16 protein-coding genes and 2 pseudogenes are annotated in these 15684 nt (G+C 58.8%); 6 read left to right on the top strand and 12 right to left on the bottom strand.

Annotated features, from left to right (window positions below; all coding sequences use genetic code 11):
- Nucleotides 1-217: 217 nt before the first annotated feature.
- From ppk1 to MUN79_RS01775, 8 genes and pseudogenes are all read right to left on the bottom strand, one after another.
- A pseudogene (gene ppk1 / locus MUN79_RS01810) lies at nt 218-2146 on the bottom strand (polyphosphate kinase 1); the annotation flags it as partial.
- 75 nt (nt 2147-2221) lie between these two features.
- Nucleotides 2222-2719: a SixA phosphatase family protein gene (locus MUN79_RS01805; protein WP_244676111.1), complete on the bottom strand. Its 498-nt coding sequence runs from the start codon at nt 2717-2719 to the stop codon at nt 2222-2224.
- 184 nt (nt 2720-2903) lie between these two features.
- Nucleotides 2904-3965, bottom strand: coding sequence for a zinc-dependent metalloprotease (locus tag MUN79_RS01800; RefSeq protein WP_244676110.1), 1062 nt, complete (start codon nt 3963-3965; stop codon nt 2904-2906).
- A complete protein-coding gene (locus tag MUN79_RS01795; protein WP_244676109.1) occupies nt 3926-4648 on the bottom strand; it encodes a zinc metalloprotease in 723 nt (240 codons plus the stop codon). Before MUN79_RS01795 ends, MUN79_RS01800 begins: the two co-directional genes overlap by 40 nt.
- Before the next feature lie 337 nt (nt 4649-4985).
- Complete coding sequence (locus tag MUN79_RS01790) at nt 4986-5867, bottom strand: M43 family zinc metalloprotease (RefSeq protein ID WP_244676108.1); 882 nt, start codon at nt 5865-5867, stop codon at nt 4986-4988.
- Complete coding sequence (locus tag MUN79_RS01785) at nt 5762-6256, bottom strand: zinc metalloprotease (protein WP_244676107.1); 495 nt, start codon at nt 6254-6256, stop codon at nt 5762-5764. Before MUN79_RS01785 ends, MUN79_RS01790 begins: the two co-directional genes overlap by 106 nt.
- Nucleotides 6257-6611: 355 nt before the next feature.
- Nucleotides 6612-7943: a GTPase HflX gene (hflX, locus tag MUN79_RS01780; RefSeq protein ID WP_244676106.1), complete on the bottom strand. Its 1332-nt coding sequence runs from the start codon at nt 7941-7943 to the stop codon at nt 6612-6614.
- Nucleotides 7944-7996: 53 nt separating this feature from the next.
- Nucleotides 7997-8338 (bottom strand): c-type cytochrome, encoded by a 342-nt coding sequence (locus MUN79_RS01775; RefSeq protein ID WP_244676105.1) that lies wholly within the window; start codon nt 8336-8338, stop codon nt 7997-7999.
- A gap of 103 nt (nt 8339-8441) precedes the next feature.
- Here MUN79_RS01775 and MUN79_RS01770 point away from each other — a divergent pair, with 103 nt between their 5' ends.
- The 4 genes from MUN79_RS01770 to MUN79_RS01755 all read left to right on the top strand — a co-directional run bounded on the left by MUN79_RS01770 (nt 8442) and on the right by MUN79_RS01755 (nt 11737).
- Complete coding sequence (locus tag MUN79_RS01770; RefSeq protein WP_244676104.1) at nt 8442-9563, top strand: glycosyltransferase family 4 protein; 1122 nt, start codon at nt 8442-8444, stop codon at nt 9561-9563.
- Between the two features lie 75 nt (nt 9564-9638).
- Complete coding sequence (rfbC, locus tag MUN79_RS01765) at nt 9639-10256, top strand: dTDP-4-dehydrorhamnose 3,5-epimerase (protein WP_311136634.1); 618 nt, start codon at nt 9639-9641, stop codon at nt 10254-10256.
- A 597-nt stretch (nt 10257-10853) separates the two neighbouring features.
- Nucleotides 10854-11165: a hypothetical protein gene (locus MUN79_RS01760; protein ID WP_244676103.1), complete on the top strand. Its 312-nt coding sequence runs from the start codon at nt 10854-10856 to the stop codon at nt 11163-11165.
- Between the two features lie 11 nt (nt 11166-11176).
- A complete protein-coding gene (locus MUN79_RS01755) occupies nt 11177-11737 on the top strand; it encodes a hypothetical protein (RefSeq protein ID WP_244676102.1) in 561 nt (186 codons plus the stop codon).
- A 319-nt stretch (nt 11738-12056) separates the two neighbouring features.
- On the opposite strand, the gene MUN79_RS01750 is transcribed toward MUN79_RS01755, so the two are convergent.
- The 3 genes from MUN79_RS01750 to MUN79_RS01740 are packed head-to-tail and all read right to left on the bottom strand — an operon-like array spanning nt 12057 to nt 13114.
- A complete protein-coding gene (locus tag MUN79_RS01750) occupies nt 12057-12272 on the bottom strand; it encodes a hypothetical protein (RefSeq protein ID WP_244676101.1) in 216 nt (71 codons plus the stop codon).
- Nucleotides 12273-12286: 14 nt separating this feature from the next.
- Nucleotides 12287-12466, bottom strand: a complete 180-nt coding sequence (locus tag MUN79_RS01745) for a hypothetical protein (protein ID WP_244676100.1) — start codon at nt 12464-12466, stop codon at nt 12287-12289.
- 39 nt (nt 12467-12505) lie between these two features.
- Nucleotides 12506-13114 carry a TetR/AcrR family transcriptional regulator gene (locus MUN79_RS01740; protein WP_244676099.1) on the bottom strand — a complete coding sequence of 203 codons (609 nt, stop codon included), beginning with the start codon at nt 13112-13114 and terminating at the stop codon, nt 12506-12508.
- Nucleotides 13115-13578: 464 nt separating this feature from the next.
- Between MUN79_RS01740 and MUN79_RS01735 the strand changes: the two genes are divergently transcribed.
- Nucleotides 13579-14127 (top strand): DUF4369 domain-containing protein, encoded by a 549-nt coding sequence (locus MUN79_RS01735; RefSeq protein ID WP_244676098.1) that lies wholly within the window; start codon nt 13579-13581, stop codon nt 14125-14127.
- Entirely contained in the window at nt 14052-14603 is a 552-nt protein-coding gene (locus MUN79_RS01730; RefSeq protein WP_244676097.1) for a peroxiredoxin family protein, read from the top strand. The genes MUN79_RS01735 and MUN79_RS01730 overlap by 76 nt, the downstream gene beginning before the upstream one ends.
- A gap of 237 nt (nt 14604-14840) precedes the next feature.
- Here the strand turns inward: MUN79_RS01730 and MUN79_RS01725 are convergent.
- Nucleotides 14841-15598: pseudogene (locus MUN79_RS01725) on the bottom strand (DUF72 domain-containing protein).
- Nucleotides 15599-15684: the final 86 nt, after the last annotated feature.

The raw sequence follows: 15684 nt of genomic DNA, 5'->3' as shown, positions 1-15684 counted from the left end.
CTCTGGAAAGAAGCGGGCTTTTTAGTGTGGTGGCAGTAGCCGAAAGGCTAAGCTTTAGCCGACGCTTTGCGGCGTTTGCCCAGCTTGCGCAGGTATTCGTAGGTTTCGAACTGGGAGCGTATCTGCGGGCCTTAGGGTCATCCTGGCCCAGGAAGTTGTTGTGGTAGTCGCGTGACTTCACGTTGTCCTGGCGCTGCAAGTCGAGCAGGTGGCGCACCTCGGCCCGCAGCTCGTCGTTGTAAATCGGGAAGGCCACTTCCACGCGCCGGTCCAGGTTGCGGGCCATCCAGTCGGAAGAAGCCACGTACACCTTTTCCTGGCCGTTGTTGCCAAACACGTACACCCGGGCGTGCTCCAAATACCGGTCGACCATGCCGCGCTGCTGAATGTTGGTGCTCTGGCCTTCAAGCTGGGGCACCAGGCAGGAAATGCCCCGAATGAGCAGTTCAACCCGGACGCCGGCTTCACTGGCCTCGTAGAGCTTTTTGATCATCCGGTCGTCCTGCAGGGCGTTCAGCTTCAGAATGATGTAGGCATCTTTGCCGGCTTGGGCCAGCTTGATTTCCTTGTCGATCAGCGCATTCAGCTTTTCCCGCAGCTCAAAGGGAGCCACCAGCAGGTGCTCAAAGCCAGTTTTGGGCTGACGGTCGTGGAAGTAGCGGAACACCTCGGCGGCTTCGCGGGTCAGGCGCGGGTCGGAAGTAAACAGGCCGTGGTCGGCGTAGATGCGGCTGGTAACCTCGTTGAAGTTGCCGGTGCTGAAGTAAGCGTACAGGCGGTTCTGGTCTTCCTCGGTGCGTGTGATGAGCAGCAGCTTGCTGTGCACTTTCAGGTCCGGAATACCAAAAATAACGTTGGCGCCGGCCTTCTGCAGCTTCTCGGCCCAGTACATGTTCGATTCCTCATCGAAGCGGGCTTTCAGCTCGACCACCACGGTTACCTGCTTGCCATTCTTCACGGCTTTGAGCAGGGCCTTGGCCACTTCGCTTTTGCTCGACACCCGGTAGAGCGTGATGTTGATGCTGGTCACCTTGGGGTCGGCGCCGGCTTCCAGGATAAAGCGCGTCACGTAGTCGAACGACTGGTAGGGTAGGTGCAGCAGGTGGTCCCGCTCGGCAATGGCGGCCAGCATCTTGCCCGCCGTGCGTGGCAGCGTGGGGTGGGGCAGGGGTGGCTGCTCCTGGTACTTGAGCTGCTCCAAACCCAGGTCGGGGAAGCCGAAAAAGTCGCGGAAGTTGTGGTAGCGGCTGCCTTCCACCAGTTCGTCCTTGCCGATGCCAGTTTTCTGCATTACGGCCCGCAACACGGCTTTGGGCATCTCCGGGTCGTAGAGCAGGCGGGCCGGGTAGCCGGTTTCGCGCTTCTGCAGGCTGCTCTTAATCTTGGCCATCAGGTTGCCCGAGACTTCCTCCTGAATGTCCAGCTCGGCGTCGCGCGAAATCTTAATGGCGTGCATTTCCACTTTCTGGTACTTGGGAAACAGCTCGGCCGCGCAGCAGCGGATTACGTCGTCCAGGAACATGACGTAGCGCTCCTCACCGTCGGCGGGCAGCTCCACAAACCGGCCGCCGTGGCGCTTGGTGGGCAGCTCGATGACCAGTACCCGCTCTTCTTCCAGCCGCTTTTTCTCCTTCACCGGCTGGGTCAGCAAAAACGTGAGGTACACGGTCTGGTCCTTCAGAAACAGGTGGTGCAGGTTGTCGTCCAGGATAACCGGCGACAACAGATCCTGCACTTTGTCCCGGAAGTACTGGTGCACCCATTCCCGCTGGGGCTGGCTCAACTCATGCTCCGACACGAGGTGAATGTGCTGGCGACCCAACTCCGGCAGAATCTCGTTGCGGAAAGCGTCGCCAAACTCCTGCTGCTGGCGCTTTACCTCGTCTAGCACATCCTTGAGTTGTTCGCCGGGGTCTTCGCCCAGCTTGGCGCGGGTTTTCTTCTTGAGCTTTACCAGGCGGCGCAGCGTGGCCACCCGCACCTTGAAGTACTCGTCGAGGTTGGAGGAAAAAATGGCCAGAAACTTCAGGCGCTCCAGCAGCGGCACGTCCGGGTTCTGGGCTTCCTGCAACACGCGGCGGTTAAAGGAAAGCCAGCTCAATTCGCGGTTCAACAGAACGGGCGCGCTTTTTTTTGATGATTCCATACAGGGGAAAAGGCAGGACTACACAGCGAAAAAACCAGGGCTTTTCCGTTTACGAATTCCAGGTGAGGCCAGCCGCTACTCCGGCTGATTGCGGGGGTAGTCGAAGAAATAAAAGTCGGCGTTGCTACGGTCTATTTCCGCCCAGCTGGCGCAGTCAAACTTGATGCACACAATGGCCGCGGTAGGCAGCTCATTGAGCGGGCTTGGGGAAATCACGTTGGCAAAGTCGGTGATGGTCGGGTTGTGGCCCACCAGCAGCACCGAGTCGGCCGCGTCGGGCAGCTGCCGCACGATGTCCACCAGGTCGGGCACCTCGGCCCGGTAAATTCGGTCGTTTACCTGAATTTGGTTGTGCGCGTATTCCAGCTCTTTGGCCACCAGCGCCGCCGTGCTCAGGGCCCGAACCGCCGGTGAGCTAACCAGCAGATCGAGGCGAATGTTGCGTTTGGCCAGGGCCTGGCCCATGCGGGGCGCATCGGTGCGGCCCCGGTCGTTGAGGGGGCGTTCCTGGTCAGTCAAATCGTCGAAATTCCAGCTCGATTTGGCATGACGCATCAGGTACAGGGTCTTCATAAGGTGCGCTTCAAATGGGTGGGCAGGCCTCTTTACTGTTGGCCTTGCGAAATGGTTATGAAGATTGAATTACGGCCCGCGGCGGCCACAAAACAAACAAGGCCCGCCGATGCCGGCGGGCCTTGTCAGGGAAGTAGCGCAGAGCTGCCGCACGTAAGGTTTAGCGGCAGCTCCGGCTACATATTTATTGCTTCACGAAGCGCTGGTGCGACACCTGCTGCCCGTCGGCAATGGTGAGCATGTACACGCCCTTAGCCAGCTGCGACACATTCAGCTGCCCGTTGTCGAAGCGGGCCTGCTTCATTTCGGCGCCGCGTACGTCGTACACCTTCACCGATACGGCCGAGGCCTCACGGCCTGACGGGATTACCACGTTCAGCACGTCGGTAGCTGGGTTTGGATACACCGAGTACTCAGTAGCCGAACCACCCAGACGGGCCGCCGATTCTGCACGGGCCGAGCCGCCGGTGATGTTCACCGTGTAGTCTTCGGTTTCGCCGTAGCTGTAGGAGCCGCAGCTGCTGGTGGCCGAGTTGTCGCTCATCACGATGCGGGCCCGGGTAGGACCGGTCTTGGCCGTGGCTGGTACCGTGAAGGTCGACGAGCGGATGGTGGCCACGTTGCTGGCGGCAGCGTTTACGACCAGTTCACCCGCATCGGTGAAGACGCCGTTCTGGTTGTAGTCGATGTAAACCTTGAAGTACTCCGAGTAAGCCGAGCCCGTGAAACCGGCGCTGTAGCTAACGGTCTGCGAAGAGCCGGCGGCCAATGACGTGCTGCTAGCGGTGCCGTTGTAGTAGCCCGCGTCAGCACCCGAGGCGCGGTCAATGGTGCCCAGCTTTACGTAGTCGATAAACTCGTAGGAGACGCTGGTGCCCTTCGAAGAGCAGTACGTAACGGGAGTAGGCGTGGTGCCACCGCCACCGGTGCCGGGAGCCGTGCCTCCCACCGAAGTCAGCAGGCCGGCGCGGGCCCCGCCGGAGGCAAACAGCGCGTTCATGCGCGAAGCCTGACCCGTGGAGAACATATACATGGCGGCATCGTCCACATAGTCCATGTAGTTCATGAACATGTCGCTCGTGTTCGAGCACGAAGCCTGCGGATAGGCGGGCGTGCCGTAGTTTTCGTCGGCCTGGTTGGGCGTGTCGGCTACGTTGTCGGTGCCGGAGCACGAGGTTCCGTCGTCACCCCAGATGTGATTCAGATTCAACCAGTGGCCAACTTCGTGGGTGCCGGTACGACCCAAGTTGAAGGGGCCTGGGCCGAGCCGCCTTTGCCGAAAGCCGTGGTCAGGATAACCACGCCGTCGGTAGCGGCGGGGCCGCCGGGAAACTGTGCGTAACCCAGTACGCCGCCCGACAGGTTGCACACCCACAGGTTCAGGTATTTGGCCGAGTTCCAGGCGTCGAGGCCGCCGGTGCTGGCTTTTTTCATCTGGTCGTCGGTGCCCCAGGAGGTTTTCGTGGTCTGCTTCCGCTCAATGCCCGTGGTGGCCGTGCCGGTTGGCGTCTGCTTGGCCAGTACGAACTGAATGTTGGCGTTGGCAACCAGCCCGGCAAAGGCCGACGGCGTCTTGGTATAGTCGGGGTTGGTTTTGCTGAAGTCCAGATTCAGTACGTCAATCTGCGACTGAATCTGGGCGTCCGTAATGTTCTGGGCGGTGGTGTTATAGAGCACGTGTACTACCACCGGAATGGTAACGGCGGCGGTGGTGCGCTGCGCTATTGGGTCCGACTCAAACTGCCGGGTCTGATCTTCAATGGCGGCCAGCCGCTGCGACATGGCCGGGTCGGCCGCCATCTGCGCCTTCAGCACGTCGACGGCGGCGCACTGCCGCTTGTTGAGGCGTTTCAACTCCTGCGCCTGAGCCTCCGAAGCCAAGCCCAGGCCAAGACAAGCCAGGGCTACTGCGTAAAAAGTTTTTTTCATGTGAGTGAAAGGAAGTGGTTGTGGAAAGAGGGAACGAGGGTTCCAATTTATTGAATATTTCCACAGGAATAATTGAATTAGGTATAATAATTTTAATTTTTTGCCCGTAACATTATTGGATGCGCAACGTAGCGGCCTCTTTTGGGGAATATATTCCAAACCTTATAAATTGGTTTGTCAAGACTCCTGGTTAGATAGAAGAGACACCGGGCCAGGACCGGGCCCAAAAAGAAAAGCCCACCGGTATCGGTGGGCTTTTCTGGTGAGTGAAGTTTGGCTCTTAGATCAGAAAGCCAGCAACTGCTGCAACAACTGCCAGCGCTGCTAAGATAGAAGATTATTGCTTTTCGAAGCGCTGACGCAGCGTCTGCTGTCCATCCGATACCGTCATCTGGTACAAGCCCTTGGGCAGCTGAGCTACCTGCACCTGGCCCTGACCGTTGTAAGTAGCCTGCTTCATTTCGCGGCCGCGCAGGTCGTATACCGTTACGGTCCAGCCTTTATCGGCCTTAGTGGCGGGCAGCGTCAGGTTCAGCACGTTGTTGGCAGGGTTCGGGTACATGGCTACGTCGGTAGTAGTGCCCAGCGTGGCAGCCATGCGGGGAGCTACGCCGCCCTGCGAGGTAACCAGACCAGCGCGGGCTCCACCGGCGGCAAACAGCGCGTTCATGCGCGAAGCCTGACCCGTGGAGAACATGTACATGCAAGCGTCGTCGGTGTAGTCCATGTAGTTCATCGACATGTCACCCTGGTTGTTGCAGGTTACGTGCGGGAAGGCAGGGCAGCCATAGTTGGCCGTCTGCTGGGTAGGCGTGTCCGACACCAGGTCGTTGCCGCAGCTGGCATCACCCCAAATGTGGCGCAGGTTCAGCCAGTGGCCCACTTCGTGGGTGGCGGTGCGGCCTTTGTCATACGGCTTAGCAGTGCCACCGGGCAGGGAGGAGTACAGTACTACTACGCCGTCGGTAGCGGGCGAGCCGCCGGGAAACTGCGCGTAGCCCAGCAGGCCCTGGCCCAGGTTACACACCCACAGATTGAGGTATTTGGTGGCATCCCAGGCGTCGTCGCCGCCGCGCTTCGAGCTTTTTACGGCGTCGTTGGTGCTCCACGAGCTTACTTTCGTTTGCTTGCGCACAATGCCGGTGGTAGCAGCACCGGTGGGAGTCCGCTTGGCCAGCACAAATTGCACGTTGGTATTGGCGGCCAGGCCGGCAAACATAGCCGGGTCAGGCTGGCGTCCGCGTTGGTTTTGCTGAAGTCCTTGTTCAGCACGTCCAGTTGGGCCGTAATCATGGCGTCCGACACGTTCTGGGCGCTGGTGTTGTACAGCACGTGTACCACTACCGGAATAGTTACAACTCCGGCGGTAGCGCGGTTGGCAATAGGATTGGCCAGCACTTCGGCCGTCTGCCGCTCTACATTAGCCATGCGCTGGGCCAGCGAGGGGTCGGCAGCCATCTGAGCTTCCAGTACTTCCATGGTAGCGCACGAGCGGCCGGCAGGAGCCAGGTCCTTGTCAGCTTTGATGAGCCGCTGATCTTGTGCCTGAGCCGAAAAGGAACCTAGGCCTAGGAAAGCCAGGGCAATAGCGTAAACGTTTTTTTTCATGGGAAAAGGGTTGGTTTGGTTATGGAGAGGAGGACAGGAAAGGCAAGCTAAGAAAAAAGACAATTAGAACAATGGGTAATTATTCGGTGCAATCATTGCGAATACCGCAATACAGAGCCGTATAAATTAGAAATGATTGAACAATTGGTGCCATTTGTCCAATAGAGCCGTTGGTACGGAAGCCGGTTGGTTTGGTTTTTCGCCGGGTTGTCATTACCGCCTTAGGTTACTATTGTATCATATATTAATTATAAATTATATAATCCCTTTCCGGAGTCAGAAGCCAGTAATGGCGCAAAAAAAGCGGCCCGAATTTTTTTCGGGCCGCTTCAAAAAATTATAAAAAGGCGAGGCTTTACTCCTCGCTTTCGAAGGTTTGATACGGGTAGCGCTGCTCTTGCAGCACGGCCACGTGCCGCACGAGCAGGGCCCGCAGCTCATCAATATTTTGCCGCTCCTGGGCCGAAATAAAAATGACCGGGTCGTGCATTTTGGCCATGTAACTGGCCTGTAGCTGCTCGAGCGTGGGCCGGGGCTCCACGTCTTCGTCGGCGTTCATGCCCTCGAAGCCGCCGTGGTGCTGTTCCTGCTCGGTGTCGTAGCGGTCAATCTTGTTGAAGACCAGCAGCATGGGCTTATCGGCGGCCTCAATGTCCTTGAGCGTGTCGTTGACAACGGCAATCTGGTCCTCAAACGAGGGGTGGGAAATATCCACCACGTGCACCAGCAGGTCGGCTTCCCGGATTTCGTCGAGGGTACTCTTAAAGCTCTCAATCAGGCGGGTGGGCAGCTTACGGATGAACCCAACGGTGTCGGAGAGCAGGAAGGGCGTGTTTTCGAGCACCACCTTGCGCACCGTAGAGTCGACGGTGGCGAAAAGCTTGTTCTCGGCAAAAACGTCGGAGCGGCTCAGCAGGTTCATAATCGTGCTTTTGCCCACGTTGGTGTAGCCTACCAAAGCCACGCGCACCAGACCCGCCCGCGACTTGCGCTGGGTGTTGCTTTGCTTGTCGAGTTCCTTGAGCTTGTCTTTAAGCAGGGCTATCCGGTCGCGCACCACGCGCCGGTCAGTTTCAATTTCGGTTTCGCCTGGTCCGCGCTGACTTACGCCCCCTCCACGCTGCCGGCTCAAGTGAGTCCAGAGGCCGGTGAGACGGGGCAGCAGGTACTGGTACTGGGCCAGCTCCACCTGGGTGCGGGCCGTAGCCGACTTGGCCCGGCTGGCGAAAATATCAATGATAAGCAGGCTGCGGTCCACGATTTTGACTTGCAGCTCGGCTTCGAGGTTGCGCAGCTGGGAAGGGGAGAGGTCATCGTCGAAAATGACCATGCTGGCGTTGCTGTGGCGCACGTAAGCCTTGATTTCCTCGAGCTTGCCCTCGCCCACGAAGGTGCGGATGTCGGGCTTTTCGAGGCGCTGCACAAAGCGTTTGGTGACTTTGGCCCCGGCCGTTTCGGCCAGAAAAGCCAGCTCGTCGAGGTATTCCTGGGTTTGCAGGTCGGGCTGGCGCTTGTCGGGCACGGCTACCAGCACGGCAGTTTCCTGCTCCAGGGCTGTGTCGTAGGTGCCTTCGTTATTGGCTTTGGCCAGGATGCGGCCCACCCGGCCCGACACGCCGTCGACGGCGCCGGGGTGGCGGGTGCTGTTGCCGGGCTTACGGCCTTTGGAGGAAGGTTTATTAGCCATAGAGAGCAAGGGGTGGGGAAGTAAAACAGGCTGCGGCGCTACTGGGCCGCGGCTTATTTCAGGGTAAGAGAATAGTCAACAACCTGTTGAATCTGCTCGGGGCTGAGCTGGTTTTTGAAGGAAGGCATCTTGCCCAGGCCCTGCGTTACCATATACACGCGGCCGGTTGCATTCAGGTTGCTTTTCGTCAGGTCGTGGGCCCCGTTGAGGCCGAGCTTGCCGTCGGGACCGTGGCATACGGCGCAGTTCTGCACGTACAGCGCCTGCCCGGGCAGCTCGGCCGCTACGGCGGGCTCAGCGGCCATGTCTGCGGGAGCCGAATTACTATTGGAGTTGCAGGCCGCAGCCAGGGTGAGCAGCAGGAAAGCGGAAAGAGCAGAGGCAAAGCGAATCATGGGGCGAAGGTACGCAACGGGCTTTAGGCAGCTGGCCGCTACTTTTTTGCGGATACCGAAACCTGACCTGCTACCTTTGCCGGCCGAATCCCGAATCTGCTGTATGCGCGTTGCCATCGTTATTAATACCTCCTGGAATATCTGGAATTTTCGCCGGAGCCTGGTAAAAGCCCTGCAGGCCGCCGGCCACGAGGTGCTGGCCATTGCTCCGCCCGACGCGTATTCCGAACGGCTGGAAACCGAGCTGGGCTGCCGCTACGTGCCGATTCTGATGGAAAACAAAGGCACCAACCCCGTGAAGGATGCCCAGCTTACGCGCCGTTTCTACAGCATCTACCGCCGCGAAAAGCCCGACGTGGTGCTGCAGTATACTATCAAGCCTAACATCTACGGGACGCTGGCCGCCAAGCTGGCCGGCATTCCGAGCGTAAACAACGTCTCGGGCCTGGGCACGGTGTTTATCGTGCAAAACTTCGTGAGCCGCATTGCGCTCAGCCTCTACCGTTTTGCTTTCCGCTTCCCCAAGCGGGTGTTTTTCCAGAACGACGACGACCGGCAGCTTTTCCTGCAGCACGGCCTGGTTAGCCCCGACATTACCGACCTGCTGCCCGGTTCCGGCGTGGACACCAACCGGTTTCAGCCCGCCGCCGAGTTTGTGCGCCACGAGCCTTTCACTTTCCTGATGATAGCGCGAGTGCTCTACGAAAAAGGGGTGGAGGAATACTTCGAAGCGGCCCGGGTGGTGCGCGAGGCCATGCCCGGCACCCGGGTGCAGCTGCTGGGTGGCGTCGATGAGTCGGGCAATATCGGGGTGAAGCGGGCCGTGTTTGAGGAGTGGCTCAAGGCCGGCAATATTGAGTATCTGGGCACTTCCGACAACGTGGCCGAGCACATTCAGCGGGCCGACTGCGTGGTGCTGCCCTCGTACCGGGAAGGCACGCCCAAAACCCTGCTCGAAGCCGCCGCCATGGGTAAGCCCATCGTGACGACCGACGTGCCCGGCTGCCGCGAAACGGTGGTCGACGGGGTGAATGGCCTGCTGTGCGAAGTGCGCAGCGCCACCGATCTGGCCGCCAAGATGCTGCAGGTGCAGCGCCTGCCCGGCGCCGAGCTGCAGGCCATGGGCCGGGCCGGCCGGCAGCTGGCTGAGCAAAAATTTGATGAGCAAATCGTTCTGAACAAGTATCTACGCATCGTGGAGGCCGTTGGCCCCAAGACCCGCTAGAGGCTAAAACTCCCTACCTTGCCACGCGTACGTTCGTGGCGTCGTACCCTAATATCTCTCCAACATCTCTCCTGAATGGAAATTAAGCATCACGCTCTGGCCGGTGTAATCGAGTTTACGCCCCGGGTATTCGGTGACCCCCGCGGCGCCTTCTTTGAGTCTTTCAGTGCCCGCGTAATGGAAGAGGCCGGGGCCGTGGGCAACTGGGTGCAGGATAACCAATCGAGTTCGGGAGTGGGGGTGCTGCGCGGCCTGCACTTTCAGCGGCCGCCCTTTAGCCAGGCCAAGCTGGTGCGCGTGGCCACGGGTCGGGTAATAGATGTAGTAGTAGACCTGCGCAGCTCCTCACCCACGTACGGGCAACACGTGCAAGTTGAGCTGGACTCGCAGCGCTGCAATATGCTCTACGTGCCCACCGGCTTTGCCCACGGCTTTATGGCTTTGGAAGACCACACGCTGTTTCTCTACAAGTGCACCGACTACTACAACCCGGGCTCGGAAGGCGGGCTGCGCTGGGACGACCCACGCTGGGCATCGACTGGGGCATCGACGCGCCGCTGGTGTCGGACAAAGACCGCGCCCTGCCGCTATTCGCCGACTTCGACACGCCTTTCGAGTAAGCCACCTTGCCTAGTGATAGACGACAGGGGCCGCGGCTTTACGCGTAGCCACCGTACCCTCGAAATCAGTTGATTCTACCACAAAAAAGCCTCCGACCGTCTTGGTTGGGGCTTTTTTGTGGCCGGGAAGCTAATCAGTTCCACGAGCCAAGGGCCTGCTGACTGGTGAGCAGGCTGGCGCGGTCGAAGCAGGCGGCCCGGGTGGTGCTACGGCTGTATACGTGTTCAGCCTTTTATTTCACTGGTTACCTGCTATTTTGGGAGCATACTATCTGCTACCTATTACCTTGACTATGGAAGAGTTGAATTCTCCGGCGGCCGAACCCGGGCTGCCTACTACGCCCGATGCCCGGGCTGCCTATATCAAAGCGGCCCAAACCAAACCCGACCTGGCCGCCCTCAGCCGTCTGTTTGCCGCCGAGCTACGTGCCCACCCCGCCCTGCAGGAGGCCTTGGCTCCCTACTTCGCCCAGAGTGAGGCGTCCGTTGTGAGCCTGTATGCCAACGCCAAAGCTGCCGCCTTCATCAAGGGCCGTTTCTGGCGAAGCAGGCCGGGGCGCGCTTTATCGAGGTTCGCGAGGAAGCGGCCCACGACCTGTGGGAAATTCAGCAGAAGAAGTTGTTCGATTTGCAGTGCCGCTGGCGGGCCGAGCAGATTACCCTCCCCGGTGTGCGCCACACCGAAGAATTCCGGCAGTGGGAAAAGTACATCGACTATTGCCCGTGGCTGCCGCCCATCACCGCCGACGAGGTGGCCCTCTACGAGTCGTATCTGCGCTCCGACCAGTATGTCCCCAACCAGAACTGGTCCTGGCAGAACTACAACCGGTTTCGGCGCGCAGCCGAAGGGACGACCCGGCCCCCGACGAGGCGGATGACCCCAACGATGATGGCTACGAGGCCGCCTCCAAACGGGCCTACCGCAGCCTGCCCGCCTGGTATCAGTACCACAACGAGGCCACCGGCCAAAACCTGCTGCTGACTCTGCCCGACGTGCGCGGCGAAAAAGAAGCCTACTACATTGGGCTTACCGAAGCTGATAAAGAGGAGAAATTGGCTGCCCAGCGGGCCCGCGGCGACGTGGCTGCCTCGCTGCCCTGGCACCCCCTGCTCCTGCACCACGACGACTTAACGCCGTATTTCCGGCAGTTTGAGGACGCCGCCGACCTGCCCCGCCTGCTGCGCTGGTACGAGGCCAGCCGCCAGGATGACCGTCGCCGCCACGGCTACCTTTTTGAGGCTACCCATTGGATTGAGCAGGCGCTGGAACACCAGACGACCCCCTGGCCCATTGGCGCCCACGCCGACTGGCGGCAAGCGGTTATTGTGGCCGGGATGCGGGCCTGGGGCCACCAGCTGGTCGAAGTGCTAACCGACGTGTGGCAGGAGGAGGAGCAAAACCGTGCCTTGGGCCTGCCCGTGACAGGCCCGAAAGAATACGGCGACCGTATTCCTTTTGCCGAGGTGAACTGGACCGAGGAAGAAAGCTACCAGCCCAAGTTTATCCTGCGCGGCCGGGAACTGGCCGGTGAGCCCCGCGACTTCAACTTCTGAGGAGGCCCGGCGTGGCCTCTACCGGGTGAGTCCTACCCGACCGCCCGGGCCTTACCCACGTTTTCCGTGAAGCTAGAGGTTCACGAAACGCATCGCAGATCGAAGTTTCGTGAACGTTGAAAGATGAACCAGTTTTCTGAACTCAATCTGATCCGTAGGACCACTTAGCCATGCCAGTGGACTTGCATGGGCAGCAGTTTAGCAAAAGTAGGCATTAAAGTTACCTGACGCGTCGAAGCGGGATATTTAGCCTGGCAACTGGCTGGCAGGCCGATGGCTAGCAGTCCTATGTACGCTCAAGTATGTGTAGGAAAGGTGTTCACGGCAAATTGAAGTTGGAGGGATTAGGTTGAGCAGTCTGGGGCTTCCGCTTGTCGCGGTGTACAAGGTAAGTGATGAGTAAAAGCGAGAAATAAGGCAGCGCGAAACCGATGCCAAACCAGCGCCAAAAGGAGCGTCCATTTCCGTAAGCCATATAGCCCGTAACCATGGGCATGAACAGGATGGGGGTCAGCAGGACAATGACAAATTCCATAGGTCAAAGAGGGATTATTGCACCCCTACTGGGATGGCTTGGGTCAAGGAACAATCGGGCTGGACCTGCAGTAGCACGCTGTACAACTGCTCGTTGAGCCTGGCCAGCGCCAAGGAAAGGGCGGCGGGCGGCCCCAGCGCCGCATGCTCACCCAACCACAGCAGCAAGGCGGCCCATTTCTCTTTCTTATCCATGTGATTTAACTACTTGGTTAATGAACGTGCAAAAAAATATCAGGCTCGAATGGCCCGGATAACAAATTCGGCCACTTCGGTTCGCCGGTGGGCCATCTCGCGTTTGAAGTCCTCGTCGCTTAGTCCCAACCCTACCTGAATAATAGGCTTGCCCAGGAAAGGAAAGATGACCAGTGACATGACGTTCATGAACAGTTGCGCGGGGCTGATGGGGTGAATGCGTCCCTGCGCCACGGCTTCTTCCACCTGGCGGCGAAACTTGTCGAGGTGGGTGCGCTCCTTCTCCACCACAGTCCGGAAGAAAAACTGCGGGTTGCGGTTCACTTCGTTGATGATGAATAGGGGCAGGAAGCTGTTGCGGCTCACGAAGGTGAGGTAGGTATCTACCACGAGCCGGATTTTGTCAAACAACTCCAGGTCGGTGTCCAGTACAGCCATCACGCGCGGCAGTATCACACCGATGGCCCGCTCAATAATTAGCGCCGAGAGCTTCTCCTTGCTGCGAAAGTAGTAGTGTAGCAGGGCTTTGTTGATGCCGGCGCGGTCGGCAATTTCCTGCATGCGTGCTCCGGCCAAGCCCTTTTCCAGAAACACAGCTTGCGCAGCTTCCAAAATCAGTTCTTCAGTGGAGCGTTTTTGCAGGTCCATTCTACAGTCGGTTTAACTGTTTGGTTAAATTTAAGTAAAGGTGCATGAAAGTTTACTACGACCAGCTATTCCGCCAAAATTTCCTAACACTCATACAAGGATTTAAGGGAAGGTGAACTCGAAATAAGTGCCAGGAAAGCTGTGCTGGATGATACTCCGGGCCACGTCGACGGGGGTTACCAACAACGGAGGTAGACGACACATCCAAGCTGTGCCGCCTCAAAGGCTGAACCATCTTGGAGCCCAGCCGATAAGCATCTAGCCCAAGAAGAAAGTTTGGGCTTCCTGGAAGACGTGGTTTGGTCGTACAGAAGTAAACCGCCTGGCAATTCGCACGTCTGGTGAAGGCTTGTTCTAGTGGGGTCATACTTCAGCCAAACAGTCAGGAATCTAAACGAGCAATATTCTACAAGACAGCACGTTGCTCGGTATATATTTGATCCTGCTACTTACCCGACCTAGTTATGACAAATTCTTTCCTCGCCTTATTACTGCTGGTACCAGGCTTGTCTCTGGCCCAAAAGCCTTTTACCTATCACATCAGCGGCAAAATTGGCGCGCTGAATGCGCCCAACAAAGTCTACTTAAGAAGCGGCGAACTGCTCGACTCGGCCACGCTCAACAATGGAGTATTCGAGCTAAAAGGAAGCGCCGTACTGCCCACACGCGCCGACTTGGTGGTGCAGGCCAACGGGTATCATCCGAACGGCGCCTCGACCAACGCCACCAGCGTTTTCTTGGAGCCAACCCCGGTCGTTGTCATCAGCAAAGGCAGCTTGAGAGATGCGACGACGACTATTACCGGTGGCCCCCTCACCACCGAACACCAGCAGCTCTACGCAGCGGTACCGCCCAACGCCACCCCCCAACAGTACGCTCAGGCCTACACCGCCTTTATCAAAACCCACCCCACTTCCTGGGTGAGCCTGATGGCCTTGTGGGACATGGGAGATTTGCCCAGCGCCGATACGAGGAAGTGGGCCCCCTCTACGCCGCCCTCAGTCCCGAACTGAAGAGCAGCCGCCCCGGCCGCATCTACGGCGACTTGGTGCAGGGCCTAAAAGCAACGACTGTGGGCCAGCTTGCACCCAACTTCACCAAGAAAACACCCGCTGGCAAGGCGGTTTCGTTGGCCGATTACCGGGGCAAGTACGTGCTGCTGGCCTTCTGGAACTCGTGCGCCTCCTGCCGTACGGAAAACACGGATCTGGTCAACGCCTACCAAGCTTTCAAAGGCCCCAAATTCGACATGCTGGGTGTGTCGCTCGACACCGAGAACAATCGCGACAGGTGGATTAAAGCCATTGCCGATGACCACTTGACTTGGACCCAGGTAGCGGACCTGGATGGCCCGGACCGGGAAGTGCAACAACTCTACGGCTACCCGGACACGCCGCAGAACCTGCTCATTGACCCCACGGGTAAAATCGTGGCGGCCAATCTGCACGGCGCCGAATTGCACGCCACCCTCGCCCGGTTTATCAAGTGAGCAAGCCACGTGTGGGGGCCAACGCGCAGCAGGTGTGCGACGGTGGCGTCGGGCTTGGACCGTGTGCTTGCGGGCTGCCGGTGAAGCTACTGCGCCGCGAAAGGGTAAGCATTGACTAGTTCACGAAAACGGTAGGAAAACCAAACGAGGATTTACCTAGACAGGCCCGCGCCGTGGTTTACCACGACTTGGCCCTGGAAACCAGCGCCACCATGCCCCGGACGCGCGTAGTACGGCTCACGCCCGTTCCGCTACCAGCCGGTACAGGTCTTGGGCATTTTCAAAAGCGGCGCCCATGGTATTGTTGAAGTAGGCATACACGTCTTTCCCATCCTGGAGGTAGTCGTGTATCTGCTCAGCCTGGTCATGCAGAAAGTCGCGCTCGTAGGACTCTCGGTAGTTGCCCTTAGGGCCGTGGAAGCGCATATAGACAAAGTCTGCCCCTCGTTGAGCTGGGCGTTTCGGGCGGGACCTTTGTCGTGTAGCACGAGGCTGGCGCCGTGCTGGTCCAGCATATCAAACGTATCATCGGTATACCAGCTTGGGTGACGAAACTCCACCGCTTTGCGCCACTCGTGAGCGGGGTCTGCCGCGGCAAGCGCAGTCAATAGGGCACTGACCGCGTTTAGCTGACGAATGGTGTTGCTGGGCGGGAATTGGATGAGCAGGCACCCCTTTTTGGGGCCCAACTCCCGGGCTGCATCCATAAAGCGGACAATGCCGGAGAGGTTATCGGCCAGAGCGGTGGTGTGCGTAATATCGCGCCACAGCTTGATGGTAAAGTCAAACTCTGGACCGGTTTCAGCGGCCCAGGCCGCAAACGTTTTGGGTTGAGGGATGCGGTAGAAGGTGCTGTTAATCTCCACCGAGTTAAACAGGGTGGCATAGTAGGTGAGGCGGCTCGTCGACTGGTAGGCCTCCGGAAAGGTGGCCTTAGGGCCAGGCACGACGATGCCGCTGGTACCAGTGCGCAGGGTGCCAAGGAAGGCAGGCATGGGAAGGAGTTAGATGGGAGTTTCGAGGTATAACGTGCCACGCTGCCTCGGCGTTTTACCCCAGGCGCCTCTTCACGGGGTCCCAC

This window comes from Hymenobacter cellulosilyticus, assembly GCF_022919215.1.
In the GTDB taxonomy this organism is placed as follows: Bacteria; Bacteroidota; Bacteroidia; order Cytophagales; family Hymenobacteraceae; genus Hymenobacter; species Hymenobacter cellulosilyticus.
Note: the sequence above shows the minus strand (reverse complement) of the source record. Positions and strands in the feature narration are given on the sequence as shown.